Below are 18,388 nucleotides of genomic sequence, written 5' to 3' on the forward strand. Positions count from 1 at the left end.
CGTATAAACAGCAAAAGATAGAAGGCGCATGGGGGAATTGTGTTCGTACGTGTTCGGGAGGGCGAGGGGGCGTCGCTCGGCATCGGAAAAAAACTCAATACAAACGGGCAACGATGCTCGGTCGAGTATTTTGATGCTCCGGTCTCTAAGCCGATTGTCCTCGACTTGGATGTTGGCGCTATTGAAGCCGTGACCCTACCCGAGCAGACTCGCATTTACCATTTCAATGATGTGTCGGGTGCTTGGGAGATCGGCCGTCTTCTTGACGATCATGGCGACAAGCAGTTTATCCGGTTCCCGAATGGCGTTTCCAGATATCTCAGAATATCGGAGGTGTTCGTGCGGTGTCGCCGTGCGATCGAGGACCCGACCGCATTTCTCGGCGCCAAGATCAGCGAAACGCCGCGGTTTGTCGAAGGCCGTAGGAGATTTGTCCGGAGCGCGATCGCTCAGCGCGCTGCTGCTATGGGGATGTCGGCGCTGGCCTCGTCCTCGGTGGAGCTTGAGGCACATCAGATCGAAGTGGTCCGGCGCATTTTGCAAGATCCAGTACAGCGCTACCTACTCGCCGACGAAGTCGGCCTAGGCAAGACGATCGAAGCGGGGATTTTGATCCGTCAGTGTATCCTAGATGCAGGCGAGCGCGCGCTTGTTCTGGTGATCGTGCCCGAAGCTCTCGTTTCACAATGGCGATCAGAGCTCGAATCGAAGTTTTTCCTAGGGGGCTCTCTCGACAGAACAATACATGTCTTGGGGTTCAAGGAGAGGAACAGAATACAGCCACTTCTTGGCAAGGCCGCCATGCTGGTCATCGATGAGGCACACCACCTGACCGGCCATCATCCAGCGAATCATCCGGGTGGCCTGTATGACGACATTGCTGCCGCGGCCCCGAAGATCGAACGTGTTCTCCTGCTCTCGGCCACACCAGCGCTCCATAATGAGCGCGGCTTTCTTGAGATGCTTCATCTCCTGGACCACGACACCTACAAGCTAACCGATCAGGAGGGATTTCGGCTTCGCATCGAAAATCGGCAGGCCCTCGCCGGTATTGTCGCGGGTCTCACACCCGAAAACGTGCTTTATCTTGATCACCCGCTCGATTGTTTGGCGGAGATGTTTCCCGATGACACCTTGCTGCAGGAGCAATCGCGAGCGCTCCGCGCCATAAGTGATAAGATGCCGGTTGAGGATGACCCCGCCTTGGTCGAGGCGGTAGGCCGCCTGAGGGCTCATCTCAGCGAGTCATATCGCCTCCATAGACGTATCTTGCGGCATAGGCGCCGCAGTGTCGCCGGGCTAACGCCTGATCGTTCAGGCTCAACGGTTGTGAACTATGCGTCTCCGGAAGTACACTGGTTGTTCGAGGCACTCGAAGACTGGCGAATCACCGAAGTGAGCGCCGTATTCGGCGCCGAGAGCAATCCCGTCCGCAACGATCGGGTGGGCGTCTTTAATGGAGTCCTGAACCAGATACTTGAGTATGCCAATGAGAGCGGGGGCGCGGTCCAACTGCTCAGGCGAGACGCCCAGATCACCGCCCGACCCGATCTCTTTGGATTAGTGCTGTCGCGCTTGGAAAGCGGCGATTATTTTAAGGCGCGCTGCGCGGCGTTGGTAGAGAAGTTGCAAGAGCTTCTCGCGCCCAGACAGCAGTTTGTCATTTTCTGTTCCGACGTAAGCACCGCTGATGCGCTCGCGTTAGCATTGGCAAATCGGTTGAAAGTCGTGGTCGATCGTCACGATCCGGGAAACGATAACTGGCTGGCCTTCAATCTTGATCCGAGCCGTCCGATCTTGGTCGCCGATCATCGCGCTGAAGAGGGGCTCAACCTCCAAGGTGGGCGCAAGATCGTCGTTCACTACGATTTGCCTCTGAATCCCAACCGGATCGAGCAGCGGCTTGGCCGCGCCGATCGCTACGGTTCGGGCGATGCGGTCAAGTCGATCGTTTTAAATTGCTGTGACAATCCAATAGAGGGGGCCTGGATTGACTATCTGAATACCGGTCTGCGCGTCTTCGACCGCTCTGTCGCGAGCCTTCAGTATCTTATCGAGGGCACGACTCGCAGGCTGGCCGAATCGCTTTTCGCCGAAGGTACTGAAGCACTCGTGGATCTCACGGCGCAAAGTGCCGGCAAAGACGGTGTCACCGAGCGCGAGATTCGCAATATCGATGAACAAGACGCTCTCGATGCGCTTGGTACCCCACCAAGTCGCATGTTGGAAACGCTGACCGACGTCGATGATGATTGGCAGGCGATCGAGGGCGATGCCTCGTCTTGGATTGAGGCGACGCTACAGTTTGCTCGAATACCAGAGCCTACAGAGGGCAAAGGTGTCGAACTCTTCCGCTACCGTTACCTTACGTCGAATCGCCACACGCTCGTTCCGCTTGAGACGTTCTATGAAAGCTGTCAGTCTTCCATAGATGTCTCGCCGGCCGCGCATCTCGCTCGTATGGTGCGGACGGTACCATTTACCTATCGCAGGCGAACGGCGCTTAGTCGGCAGGGTCGTGCGGGCGGCACGCGCCTGCTGCGCTATGGGGACCCTTTCTTCACCGGGATGTGGGAGATAGCGCAAGCGGATGATCGTGGCCGCTCGACCGGCCTTTGGCGGCAGATGTCGGACTACCGGAGCGACGGAACTGCTGACCTGTTCTTTCGGTTCGACTTCTTCGTAGAGGCTGATGTTGAACGCTCATGCAAAGTTCTCGCCGGTGTGGATCGGCTGACGGATGCCTCCGCCGCTTCCATCGTTCGTCGCGGAGACATGCTTCTCCCACCGTTCTTTCGAACCGTCTGGCTTGATCAAGAGCTTAACCCCGTTCTGGACTTTGCAACGCTTGAGCGGCTTGGCTTGGCCTATCGTCCTGAGGCGGATAAAAACGGCGATCGCGACTTCAACCTAAACTCCAAGCGTTGGCAACAAATGGGTATGCTCGACGTACCACAGCTGGAGCACTGGGCTGACCTATGCGCCAAGGCTCGCGTCAGCGCGGAGGCCTATTTGCGGGATCTTCCGTCCCTTACCGCGAGCCTCGACATCGCCGTTGGCCATGCCATAGAGGTCGACAGGGCCCGCCTCGGCCAACTGCGCGCCCGTGCCGAACGAGCCAACAGCGCCGCGGACAGCCTCGAATGGACGCTCGAACGATCCCTTTCGCAAAATCTCATCGACGGCATCCGCGAACCAAGTATTCGCGTCGATGCAATACTTGCCTGTTTTCTTTCAGGTAATCGGGCAGCCAGTGCCGTCCTGGATGCAGCGCGTGAGCCAAATGCTCACTTTTGAGACGCTCTACGACACCCTCGCCGCGTGGCCATCCCGAGCCCCGCCGGCCGGCAGTTCGGACGGGGTGTTCGATCGCATTCGCCAGATACTCGACCTTGCGGTCTCTGACGGCGAGCGAGTTCAGATGGGAGATCTCGTGCCGCTGCTCCGGCATGTGCTGCGCCGGCATTCGATGCAGACAATGAACGTGGCGAGGCTACGCGTCCCCTCGGCAGGCGAATGGCCGAACCGCGATCGCTGGGCCGAATTCGGAATTCGCGCGCAAGCCGTCGCAACCGGCCAATGCCTGATAGAGGCGCTGCCTTGGTCACCCGCTTGGATGGCTGATACTGACACCCCATTGTTCGAGGACGCTTTCGGCGAGGCCGACGTGCGGCTCGATTGGCAACGGCCGATCGACCCGTTTCTCGCCGAAGCTAGTGGATTTGGAACATACGTCTCGCCAGGTCAGCGCGAAGCTGTGCGTAGCGCCTTCCTGCTTCCTTGTGGCGAAACGCTCATCGTCTCACTGCCGACAGGATCGGGAAAAAGCTTCGTTGCACAGGCACCAGTGCTGGTTCGGGGCCTTGAAGGCGGCCTGACTATTTGCGTCGTGCCAACCACAGCGCTTGTTCTCGATCAAGCGCGTCAGATGGCCCAATTGCTAAGGGCGCGCCACCCACGACGTGAGATTCCTGAGCTTGCGTGGCACGCCAATCTGACTCCCGACGCGCGCTTGAACATCAAATCGGCAATCCGCGAAGGTCGGCAGGGCATTCTTTATTGTTCACCCGAAGCTATGACTGGCGCGCTGCTGCCTGCGCTCTACGACGCCGCGAGAAACGGGCTGCTTTCTTACCTCGTCTTGGACGAAGCCCATCTCGTCAGCCAATGGGGCGACGGCTTCCGGCCCGCCTTCCAGATGGTTGCAGGCGTCCGGCGCGGCCTGCTCAATGCCTGCAAGGGTCCTGGCTTCCGAACTATCCTTATGTCAGCTACGCTGAGCCCGGACACCGTTGACACCATTGACGCGCTGTTCGGCCCGTCTCACGCGGTCCAGATGGTCGCCTCTATTCATTTGCGTCCTGAACCGCAATATTGGGTCCACTGCGAAAATGTCGATGCGATCAAGGACCGTAAGGTCCTTGAGGCAATCCGTCACGCACCGCGTCCTTTCATTCTCTACGTGACCAAGCGCGACGATGCGCGTCGGTGGCTGGCGATTTTGCGACGTGAAGGCTTTTCGCGAACCGAATGCTTTCACGGCGAGACCGGCGATACCGACCGGCGGCGGATCATCGATCAGTGGTCACGCAACGCAATCGACGGGATCGTCGCTACTTCTGCTTTCGGCGTTGGCATCGACAAGCGCGATGTGCGCACAATCATCCATGCCGCGGTGCCCGAAACCGTCGACCGCTTTTACCAAGAAGTGGGCCGCGGCGGGCGCGACGGCCGGCCCTCGGCATCCATCCTGCTTTATTCAGAAACCGACCGCGAGATAGCAGACCGTTTGAGCGCTCCCGCTCTCATTAGCGAGGATTTGGCCTTCGAACGATGGTCGACGATGTTCGCACACGCGAAAAGCCTGGACGCGATGGGCAATCTCCTCGAGCTTGATCTCGACGTCGTGCCCCCAAGACTGCGCCAGCAATCAGACTACAATGCCTCCTGGAATATGCGGACCTTGATCATGATGGCCCGAGCCAAGATGATCGAGTTGGAATCGAGGCCGCCCGAGATGATATCGCGCACTGAAGATGAGACGGAGGCCGCCTTTGACCTCCGCAATGAGGAACATTGGGCACGGTATTTCAGGCAAACAGTCGTCAGCGTGCTCAAGTCGGGACACCGCAACAAATCGGTCTTCGATCAGCAAATTCGTGATGAACGCTCCCGCTCGTTCGATGCAGCCGCTTTGAACCGCAAACTCCTCGACGGTTTGCTTGGCGGCAAGATCGAAGTATCGGATCTGCTCGACCAGCTTTATCGTAATCATACGCCGGGGCGAACTCTGATCGTCTCCACGGCCTGTGGTGGCTGCCCAGTGCACCGTGAATCGGGAAGTAAAGATCTCAATTACTTGGAGCCCTTGGCTTATGGCATCGAACGAGTCGGCCCTTGCGATATCGGTTTTTTCCGCGAGCAATTTCCGCACCTCAATATTGCTGCGCCTATTATTCTGACGGTCCCAGAACCCGCGGATTCATCCTCGATGGTGGCAATTCTCGGCGATCTCGTTGCGAGTTTCGGAGTCCGCGAGATCGCCGCACCTGACGCTTTCAGGACAGGCAACCCTGAACTTAGATCGCTCCACACAAGGACCAGCGATGGAATGCTGTTCATGCAGTCGATCGAGGAGGAAGCCTCTCGCCCATCCTCTTATAGAGTTCCACGCGCCACCCTGCTGTGCGGCGGATCAGTTCCGTCGTACGTCTTTCTCCTCGATCGACCGCTGCACGTCATATTGGCGCCCGCGTCGACACCAGATCCTTTGCACGCCGGTCGCAAACTTGCTGAGACCGGCACCAATTTTCTTTCCTTCGACCAATTCAAGCTAGGGGCGCGAACGTGAGCATACTTAATATGCCGAGCGACGGGCTGTTCAACGTTTTGATTGTTCTAACGCGCGCGCTGGTGCGACTCGGTCCGAAATCTCGAAGCGAGCTCCTCAAGGCGTGCGGGGCCGAACTGGATGCGGTGGATCCGAAGCACCTAAACCAGTCGCTAACGAGGTGGACCGAACTTGGGCTGTTTTCGGCTGATGATGGCCTCGTTACGGTCCGTGAGCCGTATCGATCGTTGCTCGGCAGGGACGCTGATATCGCAGAGGCGCGGCTTCCAAAAGTCGCACGCGAAATAGCTCTTGCGCCCGACAACAACGCTCGCTTCTGGGAGGCCGAAGAAAATAGAAGTGCGGATTTCAGTCGTGGTCTCTCCTGGATTTTGGCACAAGACGTCTATGCGCTGGACACGAGTTCCCACCAAAGGGTTGCTACGCTCGAAAGCACGCAAGTCGCCGATGATGCCAAGCGCATGTTGCAGAATGACACCCGCTGGAACGGGCTCCGCACCTGGATGCTTTATCTGGGTTTCGCCCGCGGCGGGGCACAGATTACGATCGATCCGACGGACGCTGTCCGTGACATGCTTCCTAGCATATTCGGACGAGACGAATCATTGCCAGCGCCTATTTTTGTCGAGCGCGCCGCAACCTCGCTGCCTGTATTGGACGGCGGTGTATACCGGTTAAAGATCGAAGAGGTACTAAAGGACTCGAACTGGACGCGCCCGAGCGAGGGGCATCTGTCGAGCGCATTCTCGCGCGCCATCCAGCGCTTGGACCGAGAAGGTCTCATTGCAGCTGAGAAGAAGAGCGACAGCGAGGAGGGCATCATGCTGACAGGCGTGGATCAGCGGCCCTGGCGCAGCATGACGCATATTCGCCGAATTCAGACTAAAAAGGGCAACTGATGCTCAGGAACTATTGGCCTCAAGCCGCCGCAGTCAATGCTTGCATCAAGAATGAGGCTGAGACCGCGGACATCTCGGTGTTGCTGGCTGTCCATCAACCCTCAGCGCTAGTCCAACGCAACGCTGGCACCAACCTCACGACGCCGGCAACCGAGAAAGACCTGCTCGACGCCTTTTTGACGAACGATGTGCCTGGGGGAGCCCTGATAGTGCCGATAACCGGACCATCCGGTGTCGGTAAGTCGCATATCATCCGCTGGCTTGACGCCCAACTGCATCGCTCCCCGAAGAGCAAGCAGTTGCATATAATCCGGATTCCAAAGAGCGCTAGTCTGCGTACCGTCGTTGAGCTGATCCTAGCACCGCTTGCCAACGATCCTCGATATGCGAAACAGAGTGCAGACCTGAACCGCGCGGTAGCCGAGGTCAACGTAAAGGACGCGGTCATCACTTTCCGCGCGCATCTCGAGAACGCGCTCAGCGCGCGGCGCGAACGAATGATCGCCGAACTTCGTGAACACCCGAACCGTACGCATCTCAAGGCGCTGATCGGTCATGCGGAAAAGCTACCCCGTCTCTTCTCCGATGCGGCGCTCGATCAACATTTCATAGCCAATGTTCTAACTCGGGTTGTTTCTCGAGCGATTGGCGGTCGCTCCGAGAGCGACGATGAGACCCTGTCTCAATTTACCGCCGAAGATCTGATACTGCCACGAGAGATTGATCTCAACCAGGCAGCGAGGCAGGTTCGAGAATACTATCAGGTGCAAATCGCGATCGCGCCAGCCGAGCGCTTGAAGCCAATTGTAGACCTCCTGAACGATGCGGTCGACCCAGCGATCGCCAATGTCTTCCAACTCGAACAGAGCACCGGGGGAATGACGCTTCAGGACATCATCCTGGCGGTTCGCAAGATCCTGTTCGAGGACGGCAAAGATCTCGTGTTGCTGGTTGAGGATTTTCAAGCGCTCGCAGGCATTCAGGATGTCCTTCTTAAGGTCTGCATTCAGGAAGGCGAATATGAAGGAAAGAAGGTGCGTGCGACCATGCGAACTGCAATCGCTCTCACGGACGGCTATCTTGCCTTCCGGGACACGATTTTAACCCGCGCTAGGAGAGAATGGGTCATCGGTAGTCACGCGCAGAGCGATGAAGACATCAAAGCTGGCGTGATCGAAATGGTCGGCGCATACTTGAATGCCGCACGCTGGGGCGAACAGGAGTTGCGGCGGCTATTCAAGCAACGCGGCTCCGAGCGATCGATGGCGGATTGGATTCCCGTATGGCGTGATGAAGACCTAGGCGAGGAGGGCAGCGACGCTGTCCCCGCATTCGGCTTCAACGCCAACGGCGTTTCCCTGTTTCCATTCAATCGGAATGCCATAGAACAACTCGCAGAGCGGCATTTGTCTCAAGACGGCAGGCTCATTTTCAATCCGCGTCGTGTCATCAACGAAATTCTGCGTCACACGCTGCTGATGCGTCAGTCCTATGAGACAGGTCGTTTTCCGCCCTCGGACTTCCAAGATTTCCGTCCCAATGCCACCATTGCTAACTGGATTCGTCAGAGCCACCAAGCCGAGCAGACCAGCCGGCGCCTTGCTACCTTGCTGGCAGTTTGGGGTGGAAACCCTGTAGACGTCGCGGCGATCGGTCATATTCCGCCGGCAGTCTTTACGACTTTCAGACTGCCAACGCCGGCCGAAATTGCCAATATTCCGTTTGTACCCGAGCCGGCTCGAGTCGACGTCCCGGGATCCAATCCGATTAGACCATTGGAAGCAGAACGCGACGTGCGGACAAGCCCGGTTGTCCCAACCGTCGATCCCGAAATGGAGAAATGGCGAATTAGGCTCGAGGCTTGGGCCGCGGGTACACAACTCCCGCAGAAGGAAGCTAATGATGTTCGTAGTGCCCTCTTCGCGATGATCAAGGACGCAATGAATTGGCCCAGTCTGCGCATGCGCGAGCCGCATTTGCGGGCAAGCTGGATCACAATTCCCAATGCCCGAAGTAACCCGCAATCCGGTCGACAACTCAAGCTGTGCGAAGATCATCGCGACGAGAATGGGACCGTTCGCGCCGGAATTCTTGGTGCTATCCGCTTCGCCAAGGAGAAGCGTTGGACTTATCCAGGAGCTGATGACGACTATATTGTAAGTGCAGCTCTTGTCGATCATCTCCTCGCGCAAATGACGCCGCCAATGGTTGAGGACGCCAAGGCGGAAGCAGCCGCGCTTGCTCGATCACTAGTTACTCAATCGCGCATCGCCGGGCTCTCGCCACCTCTCCGCCCCTCAGGCGCCGATGCGACGCTCGCGGCTCTGTTCGCAAAGCCAGAGACAAAGGAAAGGCAAGCTTTCGAAGACAATTGGGACAAGGTCCGAGACGCCGCACTCGGTTATATCGGTGCAAGGTCTGCCCGCGACGTCCTTCAATCCGAGTTGCTGGAACGTGTGGCGAGCTTCCAGGGTACCGGCGGCAAAGCCTTTGCAGTTGATATCGTCCGCCTTCTTGACGTCGTTGCCGAAGACGCTGTTCCGGAGGCTGTCGATCGTTTACCTGATGAAGTCAAGGCTTTCATGCGTCCGCTGGGTGAGTCGCGCCTTTGGGGGCAATTGACGCATATCGTCGCTAGGTTGCGCGATTTTCGAACTCACATTAGCGAGTTCCTCAACGAGAAGTTTGACAAACCAGGTTTCGTTTCGGACCTTCAGGAAATTATCCGATTGCTCAGCGCGACAGGAAGCTTCCCGTCCGACTGGCCGACTAACTTGCGCGATTTCGAACGGCGCCTTGTCGAGTTTCAGGCGAGCCCAATCGTTGATCTCGTTACCAAGGCCGCCACAATTGTTGACGAGGCCGATCGCGAGCAAATTCCTAAATTGTTGAACGCACTTGGCTCGCTCGATCTCGGCCTCATCGGCCGCACCATGGAATTTCTCGCTTCCACCAACACGCTCATTGCCGCCGCCGAAAAGAGCGTCGCTCGTGAGGAGGCCGATCGCAGTCAGGCTGACCCCGCGACGCTTTGCAGTGAAATTACGACCCTGCTCGAAGTTGTCAGCGGTTCTGTTCAAACTGCGGAGACCGCCCAATGACAACTACACTGCCGGCTCGGGCAACGGCACTCCGTGAGCGACTTGTTCGGCTTGATAGGTTGGGCTCAAGCGTTGCCGAAGCAAGTGATCTTGAAGGTTTGCGCGGCGATCTCGCTGGACGAGCCGAGAAGCTGAACACTCATGTAAAGAATCAGGCTATGCTAGTTGATTTGGCTATTGCAGTGCCGCCGCCGGCTTCTTTGCTCGCCGCCCGTAAACGAGCGGGAGGCATCCTTGAAAGATTTCGCGTGCAGCCCAAGGCAGCAACTCTGAAGAGAGTGCAGGCCTGGAGGTCGATGCTCGATGAAATTGATACGGCATCGCGCGATCTCGCTTCGGCAGTTATAGCCGCTTGGCGGACATATCGTCAGCATGTTTTCGCGGGCGACGCCCCCGCAGTCATTAGGTCGCGTCTTGCCCGGACAAAGGCGAACGATGCCGCTTTCAGCGAGTATCAGAGGCTGTTCGATCGGCTCAAGGCAGCGTTCGAAACACTACCCTCTGATCGCGCAGCTATCGACCGCGTCAAACAATTGGCGGCGGATCTTGAAGCCGTTGCGCAGAACTTTGATTTTGCGGTGCCCGCCGAGGTAAAGCAGTTTCTCGAGGCCGTACTTTCGGTCAGCGGAGCGCCGCTTGCGCTGCTCACGCCGGAGGTCGTGAAGTGGCTCAAAGAAAACGATAGTTTTGACAATTATCGCGTAAGCGCGACGGGGCGCGGATGATGGCCGATGAAACCATCATCCTCGCAGCGCTCGATCAGATAGAGCAGCGGGAGGCGCGTCTCCTCACCTGGGGACTGGTCGACGGATTTTTAACGTCTGAGGAAATTGCCGATATCATAGATCCTCTGCTCGACGATCCTCGATACGTTGACCGAATCGGCTTCGTTCGCGCGTCTGAAGTGGTCGACGTGCTCAAAACTCGAGCATTGCTGTTCGATGTTGGTGAGACGCCCGGCACGCGATACCGCTCGCGCATGGCGGAGGCTGTACGACTCTTTTTCCGCTTGCGACAGCTTTTCCCAAAGCACAGCGGGTTGACAGGGTGGCAAAACGCACCAACGTTGGTAGCAGACTTTCGCTTTATCTGGCGCCGCCGCCGGTATCCAAAACGCGCGATCAATGCCAGCGATGCTTTAGCAGCGATCAGCACGGCCACGTCCAATGCCTACGCCCGCCGGGCGATCGCTTCGCTGATAGAGAGCTACGGGGCCCAATTTAAGCTTGCTCGGTTTCAGGTTGCTGCTGCGGCCCGCATCCTTGGCGGATTCGAAAGTCCCAGGTCTCTTGCGACGCTGGTGAGCGCGGGAACGGGCAGCGGAAAGACACTCGCGTTCTATCTGCCTGCGCTCGCTCGCGTCGCGTCCCACATCCAGCGAGACGCGACGACGAGCCGCTGGGTCAAAATCCTCGCGCTCTATCCGCGCAACGAATTGCTGAAGGACCAGTTTGCGGAGGTTTATGCGCAGGCACGGCGCCTCGATGGCTCTCTCGTCGGGCGCGGCCTTCGCAAAATTCTGATCGGTACATTCTTCGGGCCGACCCCCTATAGCGGTGCTACCGCTAGTGAGGCAAAGGGATGGCGATCGCACGCAAATGGCATTGTCTGTGAGTATCTGCGGTGCCCCCGCGATGGTTGCAATGGGGAGATGCTCTGGCGCGAGGCTGACCGTCGCGTGGGAACCGAACGCCTGTCTTGCGTTGAGTGCGAAAGGCGAATTGAGAGCGACGAAATCATCCTGACACGTGTCAGGCTTGAGCGGGAAAGCCCCGACATTCTGTTCACGACGACGGAGATGCTTAACCAACGCATGGGAGACGACCGGATTCGTCATCTATTTGGGCTCGGCGATCTTTGCCAACGGCCCGTCGAGATGATGCTTCTCGACGAAGTCCATACCTATGCCGGCGGCTCTGGCGCCCAGGTTGCTTACTTACTTCGCCGTTGGCGTCACCTGCTCGGCAGACCGGTGAGCTTTGTTGGCCTTTCAGCTACGCTTACCGATGGCGCGCGTTTCTTCGGACGGCTGACCGGGCTTGGCGAACACGCCTCCCTTGAGATCGCGCCGAGCGTTGGTGATATGATTGCGGAAGGCGCAGAATACCTGATCGCGCTTCGCGGTGATCCGGTTTCGCGCACAGCTTTGCTCTCGACCACGATCCAAGCCGCGATGCTGCTTTCACGCATACTAGATGCGCCCGATACACTGAAGAGCCGGGGTATTCTCGGCGAGCGTCTGTTCCTGTTTGCTGACAACATCGACGTCATCAATCGAATGTATTTCGCGATGCTTGACGCAGAAGGCCGGCGGAACACCGGTGTGGTTGACATGAGCCGCCACCCAAATGGCGGTCTTGCCGTTCTTAGAAGACCAATGTCGAGCCAACAGCGCAAGCTCCATGGGCAGGACTGGGAAGTGCCGGTCGAGATCGGTCATACTCTCCAGCCGAGTGATCGCAAATCTGTCGGACGGGTCATGGCCATGGACCCAGGGGTGGGCAACAATCTCGACATCATCGTCGCCACCGCGTCCCTTGAAGTGGGCTTCAACGATCCTCGCGTCGGCGGCGTCATTCAGCATAAAGCGCCTGTCGACGTCGCTCAGTTTCTGCAGCGAAAAGGTCGCGCGGGCCGATCGCGGCGCATGCGGCCCTGGACGGTCGCGGTTCTATCTGATTACGGTCGCGACCGTATCGCATACCAAGCCTATGACCTTCTGTTTGACCCCCAAGTTCCTGTCCGGACGCTCCCAATCGGTAATCGGTATGTCGAGCGAATTCAGGGTGTTTACGTAACGCTCGACTATCTCGGTCAGACGATCGGTTCGGGCATAAGGGGTAGTGTTTGGACAAATCTGTCGGGGCCGGCGTCAGCGCCGAACCAACGCGATAGGCAGGCGCGTCTGGCAAACGCCATACGGCGTATCCTCATCGATGCTCCTGAGCAGGAGCGATTTGCGACGTACATATCCAACGCGTTGCGTCTCGATCGGGACGAGGTGCAATCACTGCTATGGGATCACCCACGGCCGCTGCTCACGCAAGTCCTGCCAACGGCGCTTCGCCGACTCGAGACCGCCTGGCGCGCCAACGGAGAAGCCGGTGAAGACTACCAGATCCGGAATTCGCCACTTCCCGAATTCGCGCCAGCTAATCTCTTTAGCGATTTGAATCTTCCTGAGGTCGAGATCGCCTTACCCCGCGCGGGAGGTGTGCTGCCGGATCCGGTCACAATGCCGATCACCCAGGCGATGCGCGAGTTTGCGGCCGGCCGGGTGTCTCGCCGGTTCGGCCTTAGCCATGGACGCGAACGTCACTGGCTGTGCCCCCAACCTGATCAGAATCGTGCCCAAACATTTGCGCTCGATCCTCACGTGCAGGCGGATCTACTCGGCGATTGGCTCATTCAATCATTTGAGGGCCCAAAGCGTGTTCCGGTCTACCGCCCCCGGGTCATCGCGGTGCAGCCTCCTCCTGCAAACATTGTCGATACCTCCAACGCCAGATTGCGCTGGCGTACCCAGATCGTCGCACGTCAAGCAGGACTCGTTCTTGAGGCGCCGCAGGGCAGCCAGTGGGTTCGCTATGTTGCGGACGTGCGATTCCACACTCACCAGGGCCTCGGCCCCGTCGAACTGAGGCGCATGGCGCTCGTTAGCGACGCCACAATCAACTTTCAAAATGGGTCCGCCCTTCTAAAGGAATTTAGTTTTGAAATTGCGGAGGCGCCGGCTGCGCTGGGCTTTAGTTTGGCGGTTGATGCCATAAGCATCAGACTGCGCTTTCCACAAGCCATGTGGTCCGATCTCGGTGACGAATCGAATGTTCGCTACCGCGCAATCCGCACGGCTCGTTTTCACGACCAAGCTTTGCGCGGTGAGTACCTCGAGATGGTGGACAACCCGTTCGCCCGAGAATGGCTGGCGCATCTGCTGCTGGCTTCGCTCAGCAACGAGGCAATCGCCAAGTCGATCAGCTTGCAGGCGGCTATGGCTAATCTGGCCGGAGGCACTGCTGAGTTGAGCCTACAGCAGACCCTCGATATCCTCTTTCAATCGGCCGTGGTCGACGACATCAATGCACAAGCCAATGTTCAAGATCGATTGCGGCAGGACCTTGCAGCCCTTCTTGCCGATCCGAAAGTCAATGCAGGCCTGTTTGATCTAGCCGCGATTCTATGGACTCCCATCGTTGCCGATTGGGAGCCGTGGCTCCGCGAGCGCTTCACTGCGACGGTTGGAGCGGCCGCTTTCAGCGCGATCCTAAGCTTATGCCCGGAGATTGACGGTGATGCTCTGGTCGTCGACATCGACGCAGGACCGCGGGAGGAGGATGACGTCTTTGCTGGCGAGCCTAGCGCGGAAGTGTGGATCAGCGAACTCGCACCGGGAGGCAACGGTCACATCGAGGAAGCGGTTCGTCAATATGCAGAGGACCCCCGTCGCTTCTTCAACCTCATGACCGCGGCGTTACGAGACAACGACTTCTCACTAAGTGATTTTCAACTTCGCCAATATTTAGAGACTGTTGTAGAAAATGATACCGATGGTGGCGTGTCCTTGGCCGCCCAGGCCTTTCGCAGCGCCTACGGTGCGGACGAAAGCTACAGGGCCTTCACGGCGCTACGCCAATCTCTCGCGGAGGAGGGCTTTGCTACGTTTCATGCATTCATCGTGGCGCTCGCGAACAGAGTTCTCCGGCCGGGATCGAGTTCCGAAAGCGATTCCTTCTTCCTTGGAGCCATTCGGCAGTGGGATACGCAGGAGCAACGCCTTGGCGTCGAACTGGATGCACGCGTCATCGCCTATCGACTTGCTCGACGGGGCGATATCGATGCCGCGCTCGCCTTTGCAGGTATAGATGCACCGACCATAAATCCTGATCAATGGCGCTTCGGCGTCATATACGGATTGCTTTGGCCACGCGGAGCGCAGATTCGGCAATCAGGCCTTCGGCTCTACTCGCCCTACGTCGACCTCCCATTACCCGAACCGCTCCTGCTGCGGTCCTATCTAGAAGAAGGCGTGCATGCAATCGACGTTAACCAAGTGGGTTGGAAAGAGAGATGCCTTGAACGACTCGCCGATGTCGGTGCGGTGACCTTATCGTGCCCCACGGCTTCTTCAATGCGTCTCGCTGATGCCTTGAGCTTCATTGCAACCAATCCGGTTCAAGCCAACTATCTATCGGTCTTCGCACGTGTGCAGGCCGTGCGACGTGTGGCGGATAGCCTTCATGTCGACCTCGATGTCGCGGAGGCTCTTCAATGATTTTCGAGACCCGCCGCATCTTCAAGAGCGCGGTAACAAGCCAGAACCTTATTCGCGAGCTGTTACAACTGATGTTTCTCGGCGAGTTGCTTGCACCAGATCGCGACAGGGCGTGGCTGGTCAGCCCGTGGATCAGCAACGTTGTGCTTTTTGACAACCGCGCTGGAGGCTTTGACGCGGTCAATCCCGACTGGGGTAATCGCGCGATCCGACTCGTCGAAGTTGCGGTAGACTTGATGGCGCGCGGGTCTCCTTTAGGTATTGCAACGAGCTTCGACCAGCACAATGACACGCTGATCGCCGCAATCTCCGATGCCGCCGCTGAAGCGGGCCTGAGCGGCAAGCTCACGATTGTGCGCCGTCAGCATCTGCATACGAAGGGCGTGCTTCTCAAGCGCGGTCTGTTGTCGGGCTCGATGAATCTAACCTACAACGGACTTGAACTGAACGACGAGATGGTCGTCTATGACACCAGCTTGAAGAGCCTCGCTGAAGCGCGGCTGAATTTTGAATCTTATGCCGGGGACGGCGCATGATCGAAGGATTATCTCCCAGAGATCTCGCTTGGCTCCGCTTGTTTTTTACCGTTCCGAATGGGATCGATTGGGAGGCTCTTCAAAACGGGAGTGCTCCGGTCGCCATCGCCAATCACATTCGACCATGGCTTCAAAAACTCGCAGTTGATCCGCGCGCGCCCATTCTCTTACCTTTCGTTCGTGGGGGTAAAATTGCTGGTTGGTACGCAACAACCCAAACCGCAGAAGGCGGCCTCGAACTGGGCGCAGAGCTAAAGGCTTGGCTCGGCCCGGCGTATTTAAGCACCTTCGATGTCGTGCCGGTTAAGTCGAACGACGCGATGGCGAAAGCGATGCGCAGTCTATCCGGCGGCACGGTCTATAGGTTTGCCGGGCCCGATCCTCAGAGCAACGAGAGGATTGCAGCACGGATCGCCGATTATGGCGAAACGCTAAAATTGCGCCCTCCGATGGTCAAGCAAACTATTCGCCCGATCGGCAGCATCCGTGCAGATTTCGATCGTGCACTGCTTGCTCAGGATGAATCGCGCGCCGAGTTGATAATTGCCGAACTTCGGGCAACGGGGCGCCTCAACGAAGAGAATATGCGCTATCTCGATATCCGGCTCAAGGCAGGGCTTGGCTATTGGCCGCAGATCGCGCGTGATCACTGGCTGGTTTCGACGATGTCGGACCTCGCTTTGCCGCCTCAGGTTCTCGCTGATGTTATTGAGGCGCTTTACCGCACCTATATTGACCAAGTGGAGACGGGTTGCTCCATGGTGCAGGTCCGTCACGCTTTCGAACGGCACATTGCTGGTCGTTATCCGCGGCTGTTCGCGTCCCGCCGCGGGATCCGGACGCCGCGCGTTATCAAGGCCTTTGTACTACACGAGAGCCTGCAAGCCCGACCCGACATCAATATCCTCAGTCATCTTCTATCTCTTCTCCCGCACACCGACCGAGAGGGTCTCTGGGCGCAAGCGCTATCGTCAGCATCAGACGTATCTGCGGATGCCGGCATCAGCGAAGCCGAGGCTGAAGCGGCTTTCGATGATGCGCAGTATGACCGAGCTTTTGAGTTCTTTCTTGTCCTGCCTCTCAGTCGAAAATTGGTCAGCCGGCTTCTCTTCTGTGTCTCTTTTATAGATACTGAAGAGGCAAAGAGCCGCTTGCTTCGAGTCATCGATGCGGCTCCAGCCATTGTCAGCGATCTCGCTCCTGCGGTTCAGGCCAAGTTGGAGGACCTTCGCTCGAGCAAGTCGCCTACCGCCGCGACCGATGAGCATCCGCTTGCTTGGATGCGCTGGGCGAAACAAATCGCCAGCGGTCGCGATCTGGACGCAGCCGAACTCCAGGCGCGTGATGCCGTGAGTCGCTGGGACATAGCGCCATTCCGCGAGGACGAAAAGCTCTCGAACGCGTTTGCCGAATTGATAGGCGGTGCTAGCGGGGATGCGGCCGCACTGGTCCGCCGGACTGTACCGGATCTCATGGCCGCATTCTTTTCTCAGGAAAGTACGCCAACACCGGCTTTGCGCTCGATCGCTCAGATTCTGTTTCTCTTCATCGCCATGGAGGAGGCCCTCGGTCGCACGGACCTCGACTTGCTCGCTCAATTGCTTGATCGTCTTCTCGAAATCGGGCTGTCTGAGGCCGACTATCAGTCATTGATCGGCGACCTGGAAGATGTGCAACGACGTGTCGGCTCGTACGCGCATCTGCCTTGGAGCCTGGATATTTGCGAGTCATTTGCGATCGCGCCGAGCCCATCGGCATCCGCACGCGAGGCTAGGCTCCGCTTCTTTGTCCAAGTACTTGGACAGGCGCGCGGTTTCTCCCATAGAATTCGTCCGCAGGACCTACTGCCGATGGAGTTCCTGGCCAAAGATTATGGTATGGCGACAGAAACGCTCGATACCCTTCGGCGCTCAAGCGAAACCCAGAGCGTCGCGTCTCGGTCACCCGATCTCGCGGGCAAGACGCTTGGCATCTACACTTTATCTGAGAGCGCGGGCAGCCGCGCGAAGGACGCGCTCGAGCGAATGTTCCCTGGCTGCAGAGTTGAGGTCAATTCAGACTTGGTCTGCACGACAAAGCTGACCAATCTAGCGAAAGCCTCGGATATGTTTGTGTTTGCGTGGAAAAGCAGCAGTCACCAGGCGTTCTATTGCGTGAAGGATGCCTTACCCAAGGGTGAGCCGATTTGGGCTCTCGGCAAAGGGACTGCCAGCATCCTGAGAGCAGTGTTGGATAATCTGGAATAGTCAGGAGATCCTGACCTCGGCCCAACAATCGTCGTTCTCATAAACCCTCACGCTTTCGCAACCTGTGATCCGCTGGAAAAACCAAGTTGCAATGACCTCAGCCGTCGGATTTTCAAGGCCTTCGACCTCGTTCAACAACCGGTGATCGACCCTTCGTATGAGTGGCAAAATCTCGGCGTCCATTTCGGCGAAGTCCATCACGAAACCGCGTGTGTCCAAAGCGCCAGATATGACCACCTCCACTCGATAGTTGTGGCCGTGAACATTCTTGCACTTATGACCATCCGGCAAGAGCGGAAGGTGATGGGCTGATTCGAAACGGTAGGTACGGCCAATGCGGGTGACCAATTTGGAGGCCCGTGACTTTTGTTCAGGACTGGCCCGCGTGCGCGACTCAAGAGGGGGAGGCTTGACATGTGTTGTCATCCGCAGTGCTCCTAGATCAGAACGTTCCCAAAGATTCGCTTCTCGCTCACCGGAGTG

Annotated in this window: 9 protein-coding genes; 8 read left to right on the forward strand and 1 reads right to left on the reverse strand. The window is 57.8% G+C overall.

Annotated elements, in window-relative coordinates; genetic code table 11:
- Positions 1-39 precede the first annotated feature (39 nt).
- Genes dpdE through dpdD form a run of 8 tightly spaced genes read left to right on the forward strand, consistent with a single transcriptional unit; the run spans position 40 to position 17,905 of the window.
- Positions 40-3,297, forward strand: coding sequence for a protein DpdE (gene dpdE, locus ABIB66_RS40480; protein ID WP_354259347.1), 3,258 nt, complete (start codon positions 40-42; stop codon positions 3,295-3,297).
- A complete protein-coding gene (dpdF, locus tag ABIB66_RS40485) occupies positions 3,284-5,851 on the forward strand; it encodes a protein DpdF (protein WP_354259426.1) in 2,568 nt (855 codons plus the stop codon). The genes dpdE and dpdF overlap by 14 nt, the downstream gene beginning before the upstream one ends.
- Positions 5,848-6,750, forward strand: a complete 903-nt coding sequence (gene dpdG, locus ABIB66_RS40490; RefSeq protein ID WP_354259350.1) for a protein DpdG — start codon at positions 5,848-5,850, stop codon at positions 6,748-6,750. Before dpdF ends, dpdG begins: the two co-directional genes overlap by 4 nt.
- The gene (gene dpdH, locus ABIB66_RS40495) at positions 6,750-9,851 is read left to right on the forward strand and encodes a protein DpdH (RefSeq protein ID WP_354259353.1); all 3,102 of its coding nucleotides are present in this window, start codon (positions 6,750-6,752) and stop codon (positions 9,849-9,851) included. The genes dpdG and dpdH overlap by 1 nt, the downstream gene beginning before the upstream one ends.
- On the forward strand, positions 9,848-10,576 hold the full coding sequence (locus tag ABIB66_RS40500; RefSeq protein ID WP_354259356.1) for a hypothetical protein: 729 nt from the start codon (positions 9,848-9,850) through the stop codon (positions 10,574-10,576). The genes dpdH and ABIB66_RS40500 overlap by 4 nt, the downstream gene beginning before the upstream one ends.
- The gene (gene dpdJ / locus ABIB66_RS40505; RefSeq protein WP_354259359.1) at positions 10,576-15,123 is read left to right on the forward strand and encodes a protein DpdJ; all 4,548 of its coding nucleotides are present in this window, start codon (positions 10,576-10,578) and stop codon (positions 15,121-15,123) included. The genes ABIB66_RS40500 and dpdJ overlap by 1 nt, the downstream gene beginning before the upstream one ends.
- Positions 15,120-15,659, forward strand: coding sequence for a phospholipase D-like domain-containing protein DpdK (gene dpdK / locus ABIB66_RS40510; protein ID WP_354259362.1), 540 nt, complete (start codon positions 15,120-15,122; stop codon positions 15,657-15,659). The genes dpdJ and dpdK overlap by 4 nt, the downstream gene beginning before the upstream one ends.
- The gene (gene dpdD / locus ABIB66_RS40515) at positions 15,656-17,905 is read left to right on the forward strand and encodes a protein DpdD (RefSeq protein ID WP_354259365.1); all 2,250 of its coding nucleotides are present in this window, start codon (positions 15,656-15,658) and stop codon (positions 17,903-17,905) included. The genes dpdK and dpdD overlap by 4 nt, the downstream gene beginning before the upstream one ends.
- Here the strand turns inward: dpdD and queD are convergent, their stop codons facing one another.
- The gene (queD, locus tag ABIB66_RS40520) at positions 17,906-18,331 is read right to left on the reverse strand and encodes a 6-carboxytetrahydropterin synthase QueD (RefSeq protein WP_354259368.1); all 426 of its coding nucleotides are present in this window, start codon (positions 18,329-18,331) and stop codon (positions 17,906-17,908) included.
- Positions 18,332-18,388 lie beyond the last annotated feature (57 nt).

Origin of the sequence: Bradyrhizobium sp. F1.13.3, assembly GCF_040548265.1 — a bacterium.
Classification (GTDB): domain Bacteria; phylum Pseudomonadota; class Alphaproteobacteria; order Rhizobiales; family Xanthobacteraceae; genus Bradyrhizobium.